Raw genomic sequence first — 18050 nt, forward strand, 5'->3', positions numbered from 1 at the left:
TCGTGGATAAGAAAAGCTTATCAGTTCTGGTAATCGAAGACGATCACGAAGATTTTATTCTCCTGCGTACCTATCTTGCGCGTGCTCATCGCTCTCACTTTGACTTGCATCACGTGGCAAGCTTTGCAGAGGCTGTGAAGACATTAGTCGAGCAGGAATTCGATGCCATATTGGCAGACTATTTTTTGGATGGTCATACGGCCATGGATTTGTTTAAACACGCTAAATTAATTGGTCTTGAGACGCCCATCATTGTGCTGACTGGAGGCGATGCTTCGGAGTTAGACGATGTACTGATGCAACTTGGGGCGTCGGATTTTATTCCCAAAGATGAACTGACAACGGCACTTCTAGAGCGCAGTGTGCGGCACTCAATTGAGCGTAAGAAAGCCGAGCAGCAAATCTCAATGCTGATTAAACGCGACCCTTTGACCGGTCTAGGGAACCGCTTGATATTTGAAGAGCATGCGGAGCTGGCCATAGCACGTGCGCGGCGCAATAAAACCCGATTAGCCGTGGCGTTTCTTGATCTGGACCGTTTTAAAAACGTAAATGATACATTGGGTCATCATGTGGGCGATATGTTGCTGACATTAGTGGGTAAACGTATTCAAGAATCGATTCGCGCCAGTGACTTTGTTGCGCGCATTGGCGGTGACGAATTTACCTTACTATTAGACAATGTGCAGGATGTCTCGAGCTTAAATAGAATTGCTAATAAAGTGCTGGCGGAAGTTTCTCGTTATGCGGTACTCGACTGTAAGCATCTAGAAGTCTCGGCCAGTATGGGCATTGCGCTGTACCCAGACCAAGGTGAGACAGTCTCTGAGCTCATGCGAAAAGCTGATATGGCATTGTATGAGTGTAAAAAACTTGAAAGCAATCAACATCATATGGTGTTTAGTGACAGCTTGCAGGCTCGTTTGCACAAGGAAACTCGCGTTGAAAATGGCCTACAGCGAGCCTTAGCCAATAACGAATTTGAATTGCAGTACCAGCCTATTGTGTCACTCGATAGTCACCAAATTCATGGTGTAGAAGCGCTGATTCGTTGGCGATTGCCCGATGGTAATTTACTGATGCCAGGGGAGTTTATCGATGAAGCAAATCGTGTTGGGCTGATTGGTGCATTAGGCGAATGGGTATTAGAAACCGCGTGTCAGCAGCTAAGATGCTGGCTGGATGAAGGCTTTGTTATAAGCATGTCGGTCAATATATCGCCACGCCATTTGCGTCAGGCTGGTTTTGAAGAAATGGTTCAGAAAATGGTAAAAACCTACCGACTTCCAGCAGGGAGCTTGATGCTAGAGCTAACAGAAGAGGTGTTTGTCGACAGCGGCCTTACGAGTCTTTATGTATTGAATGAAATTCGCAAAGTAGGGGTGGGCATCGCAATTGATGACTTTGGCACTGGCTATTCCTCCATGCGTTATTTAAAAACTTTGCCGATAGATCGTATCAAGATCGACCGTTGTTTTGTGTCCGGTAGCGGCAGTGAAGACTTGTCTGATCCCATGATCACTCAAGCCATTGTGTTTTTAGCGGAAGGCCTAGGGTTCGATTTGGTTGCAGAAGGAGTTGAAACCGAGCAGCAGTCATTGGCCTTAGCCAGCCAAGGTTGTCACAAAGGGCAAGGGTATTTGTTTGCCAAAGCCCAACCAAGCGATGTCGTAACAAGGTTATTGCGTGATCAGCCCTTAATGGCGCGGGAGCCATAGACGTACTTCTAAACCACCCTGTTCACGGTTTTGCAGGGAGACCTCACCACCGTGGGCGCGGGCAATGTTACGTGCAATGCTTAAGCCAAGACCAACACTGCCAGTGCGTCCGCCTTGAGAGCTTGATAGCTGAGTGTAAGGTTGGAACACATGGTCCAGCTTCGTATCAGGAATCCCTGGGCCTTGATCGCAAATACGGATACACAGTTCATCCACCCCGTCTTCTATGTGGATTTCAGCATGATGACCGTAGTACAACGCGTTGTCGATCAGGTTTCCTAAGCAGCGGCGAATAGCCAAAGGCTTGCCGATGTAGGGGGTCTGTAAGGTGCCAATAATGGTCATCGCTTGCGTCATTTGGTTGGCGCTGTGTTGGATGTCTTTAAGATAGCGCATGATGTCGATTTCGACGCGGTTTTCGTGAATATCAGTTTCTTTTACACTCTGAATCGCCCCTTTTACCAACAAATCAAGATCTTCAAGGTCGCGCACCATGGCTTCGCGAGTATCCTCGTCGTCTAACATTTCAGCGCGTAAACGAAGCCGTGTAATGGGGGTTTTCAGGTCATGTGAAATGGCGGCAAATAGCTTCTCTCGATCATTCAGGTAACGCTGAATCCTTGCCTGCATGTCGTTAAAAGCATGGGCCGTATGCTTTACTTCCAGTGCACCGACTTCTCGTAATGGTTTAAAGTCACCTTGACCGAAACGTTCCGCCGCTCTGGCCAGTACTGCCAGTGGTCGTGTCGTGCGGCGCAGAATGAGTAGGGTGAGCAGCAGTACTGTGGTCACGGACACGATTAATGAGAAGACCCGGTCACGGCTTAGAGGTGACGTCGTTTCTTCAAGAAAATAGGGATCTGGCATAAGGCTGGCCAAATACAACCAATCTGAGTCGTTGATTGGGATTTGAATCACGATAATGGGCGGTGTGAGCGGTTTGACGAGTAAACTGTGGTGTCCCCAGCGTTCCGGCAAATCAACCAATCGCGTGTGATTGTTGATAACGTGTAAGTCTTCGGGGCTAGAGAAGGCAATCTTGGCATTGTTGATGCCGAGCTGTTTGCTCAGCGTGCTTTGAACTTCGGCTTTGACAATGTCTTTAAGGGGCGAGTCTTCAATAGGGTTGATTAAAATCTCTTCTCGGTTCAAGGTCACAAAAAACCGTGTTCCGCCCATATCTTGCAGTTGATCAATGACAATATGGCGGTAATTCTGCGGTAATGACGTGAAATAACTGACAGTCGCGGCGATTCGAAACGCCATGTGCTTGGACACTTCACGAACGTTTTCACGGGTATCAGCTTCGACTTGATGCAACCAAATGCTTGAGCCGATCAGCTGTACGGCCGCGACACCAACGGTCATGATGATAACGATTTGGCCTGTTAAAGATTGGAACCAACGTTTAACTCGATGCAGAGTGGTCATCATCAGTCGCTGTGATGTGTGCAGTGAGGATGTAGCCTTGTCCACGTACCGTTTTGATCAATTGTGGTTGGCGTGCGTCTTCTCTTAAGCGTTGGCGCAAACGGCTGACGTGCACATCGATAAACCGATCCAGAGGGGTGGTATCACGGCCACGCGTGTTTTCCGCAATGTAGTCTCGTGTCAGCACTGTGCCTGGGTTGGTGACGAATAACATCAGTAAGTTGTAATCCGCACCACTTAACGATTCTTTAACGCCTCCAACGGAGAGCTCGCGAGTTAAAGTGTCCAACACAAATTGGGCAAAGCGATAAAAACGGTGAGCATCCGGCACACTGTCTTCTACTGGTTCGGGCACATCATTGATGTGTTCCATGCGACGGTGGATGGCTTTGATGCGAGCCAATAATTCGCGCGGATTGAACGGTTTAGCTAAGTAGTCATCCGCGCCAATTTCAAGGCCGATAATACGGTCCATTTCATCGGAGTTAGCGGTCAACATGATGACAGGTACATTGGATTGAGTGCGCAAGGTTCGGCACACGGAAAAACCATCGGCACCGGGTAAGCGGACGTCAAGAATAACCAAATCTACATCATCTGTCGGGTTAAATGCAGCCAAAAAGGATTCGCCCGAATCGGCCGTTCGAACCTGATACTGATTCTTTTCTAGGTACGATTTGAGCAAAGAACGAATCTCATCGTCGTCATCCACAACGTAGACGCATTTAGTTTTTGTCATATAAGTATCATTGGATAATAAATAATCAGATAAGGAAAAGAGTCTAGCAAGAAACCGTTTGTTAACCAACGGCCTAGATAATAGAGTCAGTAATTGTCTGTGGCGGCTATAGTAACATGTATTCAGCCGCGACGTTTCAGACATATTCGCCAGTTGCTGTAAGGCACACGGCTTATATTAACAATAAGAGAGAGACAACACGATGACGACGAAAGTAATGGCTTTTGGTGAAGCCTTAATCGACTTCCTTTCGAATGGCGATACGGCTTTAGATGGGCTTGAGTCATTTACCAAATACCCAGGTGGCGCACCCGCTAACGTGGCGGTGGCGGTTGCTCGTTTAGGGGGGAACAGCCATTTTGCCGGACAAGTGGGTGACGATGCTTTTGGACACTATTTAAAAGCATCATTGAATCGCTATGGTGTGAACACAAGTAGTATGCTGATGACCAAAGAAGCGAAGACCGCACTGGCGTTTGTGAGTCTCGATCAAACAGGCGAGCGTAGTTTTGAATTTTATCGCAATCCATCGGCCGACATGTTATTTCGTGGCGAAGACTTTAAAGCGGAATGGTTTGCTGACGAAGCGGGCGTTTTTCATACCTGTTCGAATACGTTAACCGAAGCGGACATTACGACTGCTACTATGGCGGGCATTGAACTAGCCAAAGCCGCGAACTGGATTGTCAGTATTGATGTGAATCTGCGTATTAATTTATGGCCTGATCATCAAGTTGAAGTTCAGCGTGTGGTCGATTGGATGCGCCAAGGAGACGTTATTAAAGCCAGCTTGGAAGAGCTAGAAGTGTTGTCGAACGAGCCATTGGTATTGATCAACGAGTTACTAAGCGACGGTGTGTCACTGTTTGTCTTAACCGATGGTGGCAATCCTGTACGTTACTTTGCAGGTGAGCAAGGTTCTGGAGAAGTGATTGCTCCTAAAGTGGATGTAAAAGATACCACGGCGGCAGGGGATGCGTTTGTCGGAGGCTTGCTGTATCAATTAGCAGAACGTGGCGGTGATCGTGCCTCGTTGCAAAGCTTTACACAGACCGAGCTAGAAGCGTGCATTCGATTTGCTGTGGCGTGTGGTGCAGAAGCCGTGACCAAAACCGGTGCCTATCCATCTTTGCCGTCGTTAGAACAAGCACAGCTTCAACTCGACACAATTTAACCGCAGATCGCACGTAGGGTGCGCTGGTGAATCAAATACAGGAGTAGGGTGATGGCGTTGAACTGGTGGCAGGGGGGAATCATTTATCAAATTTACCCACGTAGCTTTATGGATGCCAATGGCGATGGTATTGGCGACTTAAAGGGCATTACAGGCAAGCTGGATTACGTGGCTTCTTTGGGAGTGAATGCCATTTGGCTATCTCCCATTTTTACTTCTCCGATGAAAGATTTCGGCTACGATGTCAGTGATTATCGTGACATTGACCCTATGTTTGGTTCGCTAGCGGATTTCCAGCGCTTAATTGAGCGAGCCCATGAGCTCGGCTTGAAAGTGATGATCGACCAGGTGATCAGTCATTCTTCGGATCAACACCCTTGGTTTGAAGAAAGCCGTCAAGATCGTACTAACCCGAAGGCGGATTGGTACGTTTGGGCAGATCCAAAACCCGATGGCACGCCGCCCAATAATTGGTTGGCAATCTTCGGTGGCAGTGCTTGGAAGTGGGACAGTCGCCGTTTACAGTATTATTTGCACAACTTTTTAGAGTCTCAACCGGATTTTAATTTCCATCATCCTGAGGTGCGTAACGTTCATTTGGACAGCATGCGTTTTTGGTTAGAAATGGGAGTGGATGGCTTTCGCTTGGATACGGTGAACTTTTATTTTCACAGCCAAGGGTTAGAAGACAATCCGCCAGTGCCGCCGGGCGAACCGAAAACCAAAGGCGCGCCAGAGGACAATCCCTATACCTATCAGCGTCATGTGTATGACCTAAGCCGCCCAGAAAACCTGATATTTTTACAAGAGCTACGGGCCTTGATGGATGAATTTCCAGGCACTACTACGGTGGGTGAAATCGGCGATGATTTCCCGCTTAAACGGATGGCGCAATACACGGACGGTGGTGACAAGCTGCATATGGCGTATACCTTTGAGTTACTCAATAAACCTCGTTCTCCAGAATTTCTGCGCGATGTTATTCGTACCACTAATGACAGTGTGCGTGATGGCTGGCCGTGCTGGGCGGTGTCAAACCATGACGTGGTGCGCATGCGGACGCGTTGGGGCGCTGATGAAGATCCGATTCAGTATCCATTGGTGATTTTAGCGCTAACGCTGTCTTTGCGTGGCAGTGTCTGTTTGTACCAAGGAGAAGAGCTCGGTCTGCCGGAAGCGGGTGTGCCGTTTGAGCGTATTCAAGATCCTTATGGTATTCCGCTGTGGCCAGTGTTTAAAGGCCGTGATGGCTGCCGAACACCGATGGTGTGGGAGGAGGCTTCACATGGTGGTTTCTCGACCACTGAACCGTGGTTACCAGTAGATGCTCGGCACTTGCCATTGAGTGTGGCCACTCAAGAAACCAACCCAGACTCGTTTTTGCATCAGGTTCGTCAATTGATTCACTGGCGACAGTCGCAGCCTGCGTTGGTGCGTGGTGAATTAACGTTTGTCGACGTTGGCAATGAGGACTTATTGGCGTTTACGCGGTGTTATGAAGAGGACACGGTGTTGGTTGTCATCAACGTCACAGGGCAATCTCAGCAAGCGACACTCACAGAAACGGTCGGTGAAGTGTTAACAGGGCATGGTTTTGAAAGTCAAATGTTGGGGCAAACACTGACGCTGCCAGCGTATCAAGCTTATTACGCGACTCTTGCGTAATAAGCTTAACTGATTAGACGTCGTATTCTGAGGTAAGGTGCTCTTTGTTTAAGTGATGAGACACTTGAGCTTGGAGCAACTCGGCACAGGACACAGCATCCATCAAGGCTTGATGAGCGCGATAACGTGGTAGGTTATAGCGCTGACGACAAGCATCTAAACGCAGTGATGGCTGTCGTCCAAAGCGCTGCCACCAAGGCTTATGAATCGCATTGGCTTCAATGGCCATGGTATCGAGCATCGGAAACAGCAGTGGTTCACCATAATGTTTCATGGCCGCTTCGTATAGAAACGGTCGTTCTATGGCCGCACAATGAATCACGACAATCTTACCGGCTATGGCATCCAATACTTCGTCCAAGAAGCTTGATAAACGTGGCGCATCTTGGATTTCCGAATGGGTAATCTCATGAATCGCAACCGATTCGTGAGTCAGTGGGCCATGGGGTTTTGCTAACCAGTAACATGCACTGTTTAGGCGAATGCCCTCAAGGTTAAAGTCCACCAGCCCAATGCTGACAATGTCGTCTTTATTAGGGTCCAATCCCGTTGTTTCGATATCAAGAGACACCAAGGGTGTCTCCTCTAATGGCTTATCTAAACCTGGCACGCCCGCGCCATAAAAACGCTTTAAAGCAGGAGATTGGCACTCCTCTGCTAATTTTGCGAACGCTTCTTGCCAGTTGTCCGGTAGCTGTTTCGGGTTCATTGGCAGTGCTTAGCCTTTTCCAGGGTAACGGTATTTTAAGAACTCTTGCTGACGTGAAACGATGTTGAATGCATCACGTAAATGACGGCGCTCAAATTCGGATAAGGTTTCTGGGTCAACGTTGTTATTAGGGAACTCATCTTCTTCGATTTGGTTCTTCTGGTTTTTGATACGTACCATGCCGATCATTTCCAGCGCAAGAATCAAATCGCGAGCTCGACCATCCGGCATAATGCCGGCTTCCTCAATATCTTCTAAACGCTCAAAAGTGTTCAGTTTATTCGAGCCTAATGCCAACGCATGCACGCGTACCAAATCTGCAATCGGTGCAATACCGCGAGATTTTAAGTTAAAAGTACGTGACTGTTTCCCCTCGCCATCCAGTACAAACTGTCGGAAGAACCCCAATGGCGGTGTACGCTGGTTTGCATTACGCGCCAGCGCAGATAAGAAACCTTTATTTTCTTTGGCTAACTCACGGATATAGCTGTTTAGCTGACGAGCAAGGGTCTTATCTCCGTAGATGCCGCGTAGATCGAAGAAGATCGACACATGAAGCAAGGCTTCGGCTTTCGGTTTTTCGATCCACTCCGCAAAGGTTTTCTTCCACTCAGATAAGGGGATGCGCCAGCGTGGATTCATCGCCATGATGTCCCCTGTACAAAGAGGGTAACCACAGCGGTCTAGATTTTTACAGACGTAATCGCTCAGCTCGCGGAAATAGTCACCATGCAATGCTTTGTCATAACGGTCGTGCAAAATCAGCGCATTATCTTGGTCAGTACTGATGGTTTGTTCTTCCCGTGCCTGAGACCCAAGCGCTAGGAAACAGTAAGGAATAGGCGGCGGCCCTAATTCACGTTCGGCAAGCTGCAACAATCGCTTCACAAAGGCTACGCCAATGTGCGACATCGCATTGCCAATCATTTGTGTGTTGGCATCGGCGTTGACCAGCTGCGTAAAAATGTGGTCCATTTTCTGGCTAATGGCAACTAATCCGTCGACATCTTCTTGTTTGAAAATATCGCTGATGACATAGACCGAACCGTGGCTTTCACGTTGCACCAAATCGCCAGTGCTGATTACGCCGAAAGGACGACCGTTTTTTACCACCGGTAAATGGTGAATATTGGTCGCCATCATTTTTAGCACCGCTTCGGAGGCAAAGTCACCCGCGTCGACCGTCACTGGGTTTTGCGTCATGATCATATCGACACGCACATCCAGCGGTAAACCTTTTGCTACAACACGATTACGTAAGTCGCGGTCGGTTAAAATACCGACCAGACTGTTATTTTCGGTAATCAACAAAGAAGAAACACGCTCGTTCGACATGATATTGGCCGCCGTTTTGATGTCAACATCATGGTTGGCCGTAATCGGTGGGCGACGAAGAAGCGAATGCACGGGACAGGTCATCAACGATAAATCGGATGATTGGTTGTCCATAGCTGTCTTCAAACGGACTTCACGAGAAAGCTCAAAGAAGTCGGAGAAAGAGTCGAACTCGCTGTAAAACTGAATAAACCAGCGAGCAGGGATACGGTAAAGTAACGAATCTTCTAACGCCATCATGGTATGTGATGAACGCCCCCCACGTAGCAAGGAGGACGAGCCAAACACATCGCCTTCATGCATACGACGTAGTAGCTTGCCGTTCTTGTTCTTAGCTTCAATCGCACCTGAACGAATAAAGAAAAGTGTTTGGTTACGTGCTTCAGGCGCAATCGCCCATTCGCCCGCCCGCAGGTAGGTGATTTCAATGTCTTTCACCATGTCCTGCAAAATCGGCTCATCTTTTAAATCAATAAAAGGGGCGTATTCACACAGTGTATCCAATATTTCCGAGAGTTCGACGTCCATAAATGTCCTCGCTTATACGGCAGGGTATAAAATGGCAGCGATCCCCATTAAGACAAACAAAACACATGCCGCGATACGTGTTTTCTTGGGATCAATTCGTTGCATTAGCCATTGACCGGCGTATACAACGGGCACATTTGCGATCAGCATACCAATCGTTGAACCAACGGTTACCCATAGTACCGAATGATAGTTAGCACCTAATAATACGGTAGCAATCTGTGTCTTGTCGCCCACTTCTGCAATGAAAAACAAGATAAAAGTGGCGAAAAAGGCTCCAGACTTTAGGAATTTGCTTTCTTCGCTGTCATCTTTATCTGGAATCAGTATCCACAGGCCGACGACTATAAAGCTAGCACCGATTACCCAGTTTACCCAAGTACCCGGAATCCAGTGAGTAATTTGAACGCCAATCCACGCAGAGATTAAATGGTTAATGATGGTCGCAGCAACGATGCCAAGCACTATTTGGAACTTTGACGAGAATCGAGCAGCGAGAAACAGCGCGAGCAATTGGGTTTTATCACCCATTTCGGCTAGAGCAACGGTAGAGATTGAGGTAAGGACGGCTTCCATTAAGTGTATCCAACGGTGGGCGATTAAACATAAGACGAATAGCTTGTGCCCACCTGGAACAAGCGATCGTCTTAAGTCTCATCAATCCAGCGCGTGATGCGTATGGACTCCATTGCCATGAGCGTGAGGCTCAATTATGTTGACAGTGGATCTTCGTGAACGAAGAAGATTACTCCCTTAAGAGGACGGGCAGTATAAACGAAGCGGCCCTATAAAAACAATAAAGGCGGGTTGCCCCGCCTTTATAATTATTAAACGTTATGACTAACGCACAAATTTAAGGTCTGACTGTAAGCCTTTAAACAAGCTGACACACATGACCAGTAGCAACACGGTAAATGGCAAACCAATGGTAATTGCTGCCGCTTGAATTGCGGTTAAGGCTTCAGAGCCACCCCCCACAAGCAGTGCGACCGCGATAATACCTTCAAGAATAGCCCAGAACACACGTTGTGACATTGGGGCATCAGTTTTACCACCTGCAGTAATGCCGTCAATTACCAGAGAGCCGGAGTCTGAAGACGTCACAAAGAAAACCAGTACTAAGACAATCGCAATGAATGAAATGATCGAAGTAAGTGGTAAGTGCTCAAACATTTGGAACATGGCCAATGACGCATCGGTAATGCCGTTTTCTGCGAGTGAGCCAACACCTTGCTGGACTTGCTCAATCGCTGAGCCACCAAAGATTGCCATCCATACCATAGACACCAGTGTAGGTACTAGCAATACAGCTGTAATAAACTCACGAATAGTACGGCCACGTGAAACACGTGCGATAAACATGCCGACAAATGGAGACCAACTGATCCACCAAGCCCAGTAGAAGACAGTCCAGCCATGGTAGAAGGTTTGGTCTTCACGGCCGACCATGTTACTGAGCGGGATAATATTCTCTAGGTAGCCGACGAAGATGGTTCCCATCGCTCCAAAAATGGCACCTGTGTGGCCGACAACAAGAACAAAAACCGCTAACAATGCCGCAATGATCATGTTGATGTTAGACAGCAACTTCACACCGCCATCTAAACCACGAGCAACGGAAATAATAGCCACCCCTGTTACCACAGCAATGACGATAATCTGCGTTGTCAGAGTGTTTGGGATATCAAATAAGAAGTTCAAACCACTGGTCGCTTGTTGTGCACCAAAGCCAAGCGACGTTGCAAGACCAAATATGGTGGCAATAACGGCCAGAATGTCGACAAAGTGACCTAGTACACCCCATACGCGTTCGCCAAATAAGGGATAGAATGCTGAACGAATGGTAAGCGGTAAGCCTTTGTTGTAGGCAAAGAAGGCAAGCGACAGAGCAACGATCGCGTAAATGGCCCAAGGATGAAGACCCCAGTGAAACATGGTAGCCCCCATGGCAAGTGATTCTGCCTCGGGCGTATTAGCCACAACATTGAGCGGAGTGCCGTACCAGCCGGTATAGTACGCCACAGGTTCTGCCACACTCCAGAACATTAGGCCGATACCCATACCTGCTGCGAAGAGCATACAGAACCATGTAAGAGTGGAGTGTTCCGGCTTAGCTTCTGTACCGCCGAGACGAATCTTACCCATAGGCAAGACAATCAGCGCTAAACAGAATAGGACGAAGATGTTACCAGCGACCATGAAAAACCAGTCGAATTGATTGATCGACCAGCCACGTGCGGCCATTAAGACATCTTTAGCGTTGTCAGGAAAGGCGATGGAGCCGATGACGAAAGCGAAGATAATAAATGCCGAGATGCCAAACACAGGGTTATGCACATCTAATCCGAGGAATTGTACGTTGTCCTGACCCGCTTTATAGGACGTATCGTATTCTTCCCGGCCTTTCTCCGAGGAACCTTTGCTCATATTGTTTCTCCAAATCGTATTTGGTGGTAACAATTGGAATGAAGGCCGTGCATAAACTGAACATAAAACACAACTTCTAAGCAGCCATTCCAATTGTCGCTCTGCGAGGCAATACCGGTAAGTTGGATTACGTTCGCGTTGATAACGATCAGCTCATAACCCTGAGCTGGCAGCTTTTGAATACGCAACGCCATAAGCGTCAAATAGCGTCTATGGCTTGCAAAACCGAGAATGGCAGTAAGTTATTTAGATGTCAAATGATTGTAAGGGGATTTTTTATTCGTTAATAAACAGCTCAAGCAGCTCATTAAGGAACAGTTTTCCCTTCTCTGTGGTGCAGATAATTCCTGCATCAAAGCGCTCTTTATCCAGCAATTCTAACGAGACCGCTCGCTGGCAAGCCTCGAAAAGCTGTGTTGGCACAGTACGATAGGCGTAGATTTCATAGTCCTTTAGCGAAAATGCTTCAAACAGACGTAAGCGGTTCATCATGAACTCTAAGGGTAAATCCTCTACATTAATAGCTTCTTTAATAGACAGTGCTTCAGGCAGGTTATTGAGGTAGTGATTCGGATGTCGGGTCTTTCGTGTACGAAATATTTCCCCATTTGCCAGTGTGATCTTTCCATGCGCACCTGCTCCAATGCCGATGTAATCACCAAAACGCCAATAGTTTAAATTGTGTTGAGCTTGACAGTTTTGTTTGGCATTGGCAGAAATTTCATACTGCTGGTAGCCATTTTTCTCAAGCAACTCAAGCCCGGCATCTTGAATATTCCAGAGGGTGTTGTCCTCTGGCAGAGTGGGCGGGCGGCGGTAAAATTCCGTATTTGGCTCAATGGTTAGCTGGTACCAAGAGAGGTGTTCTGGGTTGAGATCAATAGCAAGTTGTAAGTCTGCTAAGGCCATTTCGAGGCTTTGATCAGGTAAACCATGCATCAAATCTAAGTTGATATTATCGAAACCGGCTAAGCGAGACTTATCCACAGCTTGGATGGCTTCTTCGCGGTTGTGGATTCTTCCTAGGGTTTTCAACAGGTTTGGCTGGAAACTTTGGATGCCAATGGATAGTCGATTGATGCCTGCTTTGCGAAAGTGGGCGAATTTCTCTTGTTCAAACGTACCAGGATTGGCTTCCATGGTGATCTCAGCGCCATCCACCCAATCGAGCTTCTCACGCAGCGCATCAAACAGCTGATAGTAGAAATCCGCACTCATTAAGCTTGGTGTGCCACCGCCAATGAACGCTGTTTGAATAGGACGTCCGGCGACATACGCCAAGTCCACGTCGAGATCCGCCAGCAATTGGTCTAAGTAGGCTTGCTCCGGCAGTTGACCATTTTCTTCAAAGCGATCGGCTTGATGTGAATTGAAGTCACAATACGGACATTTTCGTACGCACCAAGGGACATGAATATAAAGGCTTAGAGGCGGTAAATGGCTCATAGCATTTGACGGGCTTTAAACGCCTCGACCAGATCTTTTAAGGCTTTGGCGCGATGACTTAGCTGGTTTTTGACTTCTTTTGGCAAGCTAGCCGAGCTACAGCCTTTTTCAGGCACATAAAAGATGGGGTCATAGCCAAACCCTTCGACACCTTCAGCGGATTCCAAAATACGACCTTCCCATGTGCCATGGGCAATAATAGGCGTTGGATCGTCTTTATGACGCATAAAAGCGAGCACACAATGGAAACGTGCGCTGCGCTGTTCGGCAGGCACACCATCAAGTTTTTCAAGCAGCAGTGCGTTGTTAGCTTCATTGTTGCCGTGGTCGCCTGCGAAACGCGCTGAGTAAATCCCCGGCGCACCCTTTAAGAAATCCACTTCGATACCGGAGTCATCGGCTAATGCAGGTAACCCTGTTGCGGCACAGGCGTGACGCGCTTTAAGAATGGCGTTTTCGACGAACGTTAAACCGGTTTCGTCAGCATCCTCAACGTGAAAGTCTCTTTGAGGTTTTACTTCAAAGTTAAATTGACTTAATAGGGCATTAAATTCTTTGATCTTGCCAGTATTGTTGCTGGCGAGCACGATGGTTTGGCTCATCTGATTACCTTTAGTCCACGTAAACGTGGCGTTGGAATGTGACCGTCATGGGTTGGCTGTCTGCACTGAGTTTCGCCTGGACGGTAAATTTTAAAATTTCGTCATCGGTTTTAGTGAAAGGCGCTAGATAGTAAATCGAGTCGCCTTCTTCAATGGTAATAAACTCTAATGACACGATCTGCCCCAACAGGTTAGTTACCTTAGCGGACACGATTGCGCGTTGAGATTGTGGCAGTGCCCCCGGATCTTGAGTGGTCACGGCCACATTTAACAAGCCTCGACCTTTGCTGCGAATGAGACCGTATTGATTAGCAATCTGAGGCGTTAAAAAAGTGGATTCGAAGGTGTTGTAATGCAGCTGATAGGGTCCGAAGTCCGTCACTTGATCTGCGTGGGCAAACGATACCAATAGGGTGGTAAAAACACCTAGAAACCATTTCATAATCTCTCTCCGACGTTAGCGGCTTACTTTGAAAATAGCAGTCTCGCTAAATAAATTGGGCATTAAACGAGTCCACCAATGATCATGCAATTGTCCATCAACAGCGGCCCAGCGTTGTACTTTTAGGCCTTTGTCCTGACATAAGTCGCGAAAATCGTTAAAAGTACAGAAGTGGATGTTGGGAGTGTCGTACCAATTGTAAGGCAAGAACTCGGACACAGGCATGTGACCTTTAATGCCTAAGTGTACGCGGTTGCGCCAGTGACCGAAGTTAGGGAAGGTGATGATCGCTTCTTTGCCAATGCGTAACATTTCATCGAGCAACAAATCTGGTCGACGGAACTGCTGAAGCGCATGCGCCATCACAACCACTTCAAACCCTTGTTCTTCAAAGTTCTGAAGTCCTTGGTCAATGTCCTGCTCTAGAACAGGGATGCCTCTTTCGATACACATATTAATGTTTTCAGCGTCGATCTCTAAACCATAACCTGCGACATTTTTGTGCTCGCTTAAGTGGGCAAGCAACGCGCCGTCGCCACAGCCTAAATCTAATACGCGAGAGTTGGACGGGATCCAATCACTGATGAGCTGTAAGTCTGCACGCATTAGGCATTCTCCTTAGGTAAACATTTAGCAACACGACTTAAAAAACCGCGCAGGGCATTCATGTAGCGTGGAATCGGGAATAAGAATGCATCGTGGCCTTCAATGGCTTCGATTTTGGTGTAGCTCACATGTTTGCCTGAGCGAATCAAAGCATCAACGATCTCTTCGCTGCGAGCAGGGGAAAAACGCCAGTCTGTTGTGAACGAGACCAAGAGGAATTCACATTGTGCTTTGCTGAGTACTTTTGCCAAGTCACCGCCTTCGCGCGCCGCCGGGTCAAAGTAATCCAAAGCTTTGGTCATCAGCATATAGGTATTGGCATCAAAGCGCTTGGTAAAGGCTTCGCCTTGGTAACGTAGGTAGCTTTCCACCTCAAACTCAACTTCGTAGTTGTATTGGTAGGTATCGTGGCGCATTTGGCGGCCAAATTTATTGCCCATCGAATCATCGGACAAATAGGTAATGTGTCCTAACATGCGGGCTAAGCCTAAACCATTGGTCGGTATGGTGTCTTGTTCGATGTATTGACCGTCATGGAATTGTGGATCACGGCGAATAGATTGGCGTGCGACTTCATTAAAGGCGATGTTCTGTGTCGATAGCTTAGGTGCTGAGGCGATAATGGCCGCGGCTTGAAGACGGTCAGGGTAACGTACGCTCCAGTCTAAGACCTGCATGCCGCCTAGACTGCCACCGACGATGGCCGCAAAGGTTTGAATACCAAAACGATCCGCAAAGCGCGCTTGGGTTTCGACCCAGTCCTCCACGGTCACCATGGGGAACTCAGCACCCCAGACTTTACCCGTAGCGGGATTGACCGTTGTTGGGCCAGTGCTACCTGAGCAGCCACCGAGGTTATTCAAACTGATGACGAAGAAGTGGTTGGTATCAATCGGCTTACCTGGGCCGATCGCAGAATCCCACCAGCCTGGTTTACGATCTTCCATGGAATGATACCCTGCCGCATGGTGATCGCCGCTCAACGCATGGCAAATCAAGATAGCGTTGCTGGCGTCAGCGTTAAGTTCTCCATACGTTTCATAAACAAGCTGATAATTAGGCAGAGTCTGACCACAAGCCAGCACTAACGGTGTATCGAAGTGTGCTACCTGTGGTGTGATAAGCCCCACAGAATCGACAGGAATGGTATCCGGCATAGGTTGTGCGTTTCCTGATGAAAGTAAGCGAAATGCCGCGCTGTGAGCGACCGATAGAATTCTTTTAATGGAGGCACAGTCTAGCGTTTGCGCTACAGGGCATCAAGAGAGGGACGTAAAACCCGACCAGTAATCGTACTGGTCGGGCGCTTTTAGAACGATTAGCGCAGGGTGAAGACGCGGGTTTTGTCCGCCAAGCTACTTGCCATGTCGTGAATCTGATGAGCGCTGTTAACAATCAGTTCTATGGAGTGACTGTCTTCGCTCAGTTGTTGAGCGATTTGATCCATTTCAGTGCTCATTTGTACGGCGGTGCTGGCAACGTCTTGAATAGAGGTCGCCATTTCATCAGAGGCCTGTGAGCTGGTCTGCGCGTTATTTTCGATGGTGCGAATGGCACTTTCTGCTTCACCACCATTTTGCTCGATAACACGTAGACGTTCTTGGCCTTGTTCCATCGTCTCTATTGCTGTTTTGGTGGACGTCTGTATGGTGCTGACAATGTCTGTGATTTTTGAGGTGGCGTCGACGGTTTTCTCGGCGAGCGAACGGACCTCATCGGCGACTACCGAGAAACCACGGCCTGCTTCTCCTGCACGGGCCGCTTCAATCGCGGCGTTCAATGCAAGCAAGTTGGTTTGGTTCGCTAGATCATTGATCATGCCGATCACGTTATCAATGTCGGAAGACAAACGACCCAGTTCATCGAGTTGTTTACCCGTTAGGTTAACTGCATCCACGGTGCCTTTCAGGTTATCCAATACCACACGAATGGTTTTGGCACCGGCTTTCGCAGATTCATAGGTTTCGCTTGAATGCTCGCGAAGCTCAGCGGTGGTTGAAGATAGGTTGGTGATACGGCCGGATATATCATCCGTTGCAACCGCAAGAGAGCTGGTACGTTCGGTGACGGAGCGATTATTGTCCGCAATATTGGTAATGGCGCCATTTAAATCATTGACCATTGAGCTCACGCTAGAGGTGGTCATGACAACGTCACTCAACACATTGCCTAAACCGCCGGTCATTTCATTAAGTGATTTGCTGAGCGCATCAAACTCGTCATTACGTTTGTTGTTAATAGCGGCTTTGGCGGTCATGTCGCCTTCTTTAACCTTGGTTAAATCTGCGATGACTTGCATGAGTGTATTACGCGCACTACGACCAATGCTCATCATCAATAATAATGAAACAAGAGAGACCGCAATTGAGACGGCTATTAATGTGTAAAGCGATTGATTACTTTGTCGGTCTGAGGCGACTTCCGCTTGTTGGACATAATTGCTAATCAACTCAGCGAGAGCCATTTGACCTTCGGCAAATTGGTTCTTTTCTTGATCGAAGCGTTGTTCTGCTTGTCGCAGTGAGTCGAAGGCTGGCCCGTAAGCTAATAGTGCCTCGTAATATTCTGCGGCCACCGGACCGATGCTGTCTTTGAAGCCAAAGTCATTTACCTTGGAAATAAAACGGTCATAGCTTTTTTGTAGATCGGCGAGTACTTCAGCGTCTGGATGGCTAAGATAAGTGGCTTCAAATTTGCGGACGTTGACAAACTCACGACGCAATAGACTTAGGCGCTCGACATTCGTAGCAATTTGCTCACCTAGCGTAGACACTTTGCCTTTCAAGCCAGATGTATTACTGAAACCGATGACACTGCGCTGTTTCGCTAACGCCAATAAAGCATTCGCGTAATTTCCTAGTGTGGTTTGAGAGGATTTTAAGGCACTGGCCAACTGTGTTTGATCGGCCTTTTCTATGTCTTTTTGAAAAATTTCAATGTCTTTTTGTTTTCGAGCTTCCAGTGTGGTGATGTACGCCGTGTAGTTAGCATCATTAAGGTTACGTAGCTGATCGGCGGCTTCCAGAATGCCAAGACTGACCTTATCGACTCCGGAGCCGATGTCCCCATAAATACGCAGTTTTTGATTGGCCTCTTGTTGGGCATTCATTCCATTGATAGCGACCAGTGTAACAAGCGTAAAACCAACGACAGCACAAACTAGCAAACACAGCAGTTTGGCCCTAAAGGACAGGTTGTTCAACATACATCACCTTCAACCATTAAATT

15 protein-coding genes are annotated in these 18050 nt (G+C 47.8%); 3 read left to right on the plus strand and 12 right to left on the minus strand.

The features are described from left to right. Positions 1-2 precede the first annotated feature (2 nt). On the plus strand, positions 3-1718 hold the full coding sequence (locus tag AYW76_RS14560) for a putative bifunctional diguanylate cyclase/phosphodiesterase (protein ID WP_231872623.1): 1716 nt from the start codon (positions 3-5) through the stop codon (positions 1716-1718). On the opposite strand, the gene AYW76_RS14565 is transcribed toward AYW76_RS14560, so the two are convergent. Both AYW76_RS14565 and AYW76_RS14570 read right to left on the minus strand, forming a co-directional pair. Further along, the gene (locus tag AYW76_RS14565) at positions 1698-3149 is read right to left on the minus strand and encodes an ATP-binding protein (RefSeq protein WP_082866248.1); all 1452 of its coding nucleotides are present in this window, start codon (positions 3147-3149) and stop codon (positions 1698-1700) included. The genes AYW76_RS14560 and AYW76_RS14565 overlap by 21 nt on opposite strands. Continuing rightward, a complete protein-coding gene (locus AYW76_RS14570; protein ID WP_067222264.1) occupies positions 3127-3888 on the minus strand; it encodes a response regulator in 762 nt (253 codons plus the stop codon). The genes AYW76_RS14565 and AYW76_RS14570 overlap by 23 nt, the downstream gene beginning before the upstream one ends. Positions 3889-4090: 202 nt before the next feature. On the opposite strand from AYW76_RS14570, the gene AYW76_RS14575 reads away from it, so the two are divergent. After that, complete coding sequence (locus AYW76_RS14575; protein WP_067222265.1) at positions 4091-5062, plus strand: carbohydrate kinase family protein; 972 nt, start codon at positions 4091-4093, stop codon at positions 5060-5062. A gap of 51 nt (positions 5063-5113) precedes the next feature. After that, entirely contained in the window at positions 5114-6727 is a 1614-nt protein-coding gene (locus AYW76_RS14580) for an alpha-glucosidase family protein (protein WP_067222266.1), read from the plus strand. A 13-nt stretch (positions 6728-6740) separates the two neighbouring features. Here AYW76_RS14580 and AYW76_RS14585 read toward each other — a convergent pair whose 3' ends face one another. The 10 genes from AYW76_RS14585 to AYW76_RS14635 all read right to left on the minus strand — a co-directional run bounded on the left by AYW76_RS14585 (position 6741) and on the right by AYW76_RS14635 (position 18027). After that, the gene (locus AYW76_RS14585) at positions 6741-7436 is read right to left on the minus strand and encodes a 3'-5' exonuclease (RefSeq protein ID WP_067033996.1); all 696 of its coding nucleotides are present in this window, start codon (positions 7434-7436) and stop codon (positions 6741-6743) included. A gap of 9 nt (positions 7437-7445) precedes the next feature. Further along, positions 7446-9299 carry a DUF294 nucleotidyltransferase-like domain-containing protein gene (locus AYW76_RS14590; protein ID WP_067222267.1) on the minus strand — a complete coding sequence of 618 codons (1854 nt, stop codon included), beginning with the start codon at positions 9297-9299 and terminating at the stop codon, positions 7446-7448. 12 nt (positions 9300-9311) lie between these two features. Then, complete coding sequence (locus tag AYW76_RS14595; protein ID WP_067033992.1) at positions 9312-9875, minus strand: TMEM165/GDT1 family protein; 564 nt, start codon at positions 9873-9875, stop codon at positions 9312-9314. A 264-nt stretch (positions 9876-10139) separates the two neighbouring features. After that, positions 10140-11726, minus strand: a complete 1587-nt coding sequence (locus tag AYW76_RS14600; protein WP_067222271.1) for a BCCT family transporter — start codon at positions 11724-11726, stop codon at positions 10140-10142. Positions 11727-12002: 276 nt separating this feature from the next. After that, positions 12003-13172 (minus strand): radical SAM family heme chaperone HemW, encoded by a 1170-nt coding sequence (gene hemW, locus AYW76_RS14610; RefSeq protein WP_067222274.1) that lies wholly within the window; start codon positions 13170-13172, stop codon positions 12003-12005. Then, positions 13169-13774 carry an RdgB/HAM1 family non-canonical purine NTP pyrophosphatase gene (gene rdgB, locus AYW76_RS14615; protein WP_067222278.1) on the minus strand — a complete coding sequence of 202 codons (606 nt, stop codon included), beginning with the start codon at positions 13772-13774 and terminating at the stop codon, positions 13169-13171. Before rdgB ends, hemW begins: the two co-directional genes overlap by 4 nt. 10 nt (positions 13775-13784) lie before the next feature. Further along, positions 13785-14216 carry a DUF4426 domain-containing protein gene (locus tag AYW76_RS14620; protein ID WP_067222281.1) on the minus strand — a complete coding sequence of 144 codons (432 nt, stop codon included), beginning with the start codon at positions 14214-14216 and terminating at the stop codon, positions 13785-13787. Positions 14217-14231: 15 nt separating this feature from the next. Further along, the gene (metW, locus tag AYW76_RS14625; protein WP_067033976.1) at positions 14232-14822 is read right to left on the minus strand and encodes a methionine biosynthesis protein MetW; all 591 of its coding nucleotides are present in this window, start codon (positions 14820-14822) and stop codon (positions 14232-14234) included. After that, positions 14822-15979, minus strand: a complete 1158-nt coding sequence (gene metX / locus AYW76_RS14630) for a homoserine O-succinyltransferase MetX (RefSeq protein WP_067222283.1) — start codon at positions 15977-15979, stop codon at positions 14822-14824. The genes metW and metX overlap by 1 nt, the downstream gene beginning before the upstream one ends. A gap of 161 nt (positions 15980-16140) precedes the next feature. Further along, positions 16141-18027, minus strand: a complete 1887-nt coding sequence (locus AYW76_RS14635) for a methyl-accepting chemotaxis protein (RefSeq protein ID WP_067222286.1) — start codon at positions 18025-18027, stop codon at positions 16141-16143. Between the last annotated feature and the right edge of the window lie 23 nt (positions 18028-18050).

It is taken from the genome of Marinomonas gallaica (assembly GCF_001639745.1).
Lineage (GTDB): Bacteria > Pseudomonadota > Gammaproteobacteria > Pseudomonadales > Marinomonadaceae > Marinomonas > Marinomonas gallaica.

Coding starts and splice junctions, on each gene's coding strand:
- AYW76_RS14565 (WP_082866248.1), bottom strand. CDS start 3,149: ATGACCACTCTGCATCGAGTTAAACGTTGGTTCCAATCTTTAACAGGC.
- AYW76_RS14570 (WP_067222264.1), bottom strand. CDS start 3,888: ATGACAAAAACTAAATGCGTCTACGTTGTGGATGACGACGATGAGATT.
- AYW76_RS14575 (WP_067222265.1), top strand. CDS start 4,091: ATGACGACGAAAGTAATGGCTTTTGGTGAAGCCTTAATCGACTTCCTT.
- AYW76_RS14580 (WP_067222266.1), top strand. CDS start 5,114: ATGGCGTTGAACTGGTGGCAGGGGGGAATCATTTATCAAATTTACCCA.
- AYW76_RS14585 (WP_067033996.1), bottom strand. CDS start 7,436: ATGAACCCGAAACAGCTACCGGACAACTGGCAAGAAGCGTTCGCAAAA.
- AYW76_RS14590 (WP_067222267.1), bottom strand. CDS start 9,299: ATGGACGTCGAACTCTCGGAAATATTGGATACACTGTGTGAATACGCC.
- AYW76_RS14595 (WP_067033992.1), bottom strand. CDS start 9,875: ATGGAAGCCGTCCTTACCTCAATCTCTACCGTTGCTCTAGCCGAAATG.
- AYW76_RS14600 (WP_067222271.1), bottom strand. CDS start 11,726: ATGAGCAAAGGTTCCTCGGAGAAAGGCCGGGAAGAATACGATACGTCC.
- hemW (WP_067222274.1), bottom strand. CDS start 13,172: ATGAGCCATTTACCGCCTCTAAGCCTTTATATTCATGTCCCTTGGTGC.
- rdgB (WP_067222278.1), bottom strand. CDS start 13,774: ATGAGCCAAACCATCGTGCTCGCCAGCAACAATACTGGCAAGATCAAA.
- AYW76_RS14620 (WP_067222281.1), bottom strand. CDS start 14,216: ATGAAATGGTTTCTAGGTGTTTTTACCACCCTATTGGTATCGTTTGCC.
- metW (WP_067033976.1), bottom strand. CDS start 14,822: ATGCGTGCAGACTTACAGCTCATCAGTGATTGGATCCCGTCCAACTCT.
- metX (WP_067222283.1), bottom strand. CDS start 15,979: ATGCCGGATACCATTCCTGTCGATTCTGTGGGGCTTATCACACCACAG.
- AYW76_RS14635 (WP_067222286.1), bottom strand. CDS start 18,027: ATGTTGAACAACCTGTCCTTTAGGGCCAAACTGCTGTGTTTGCTAGTT.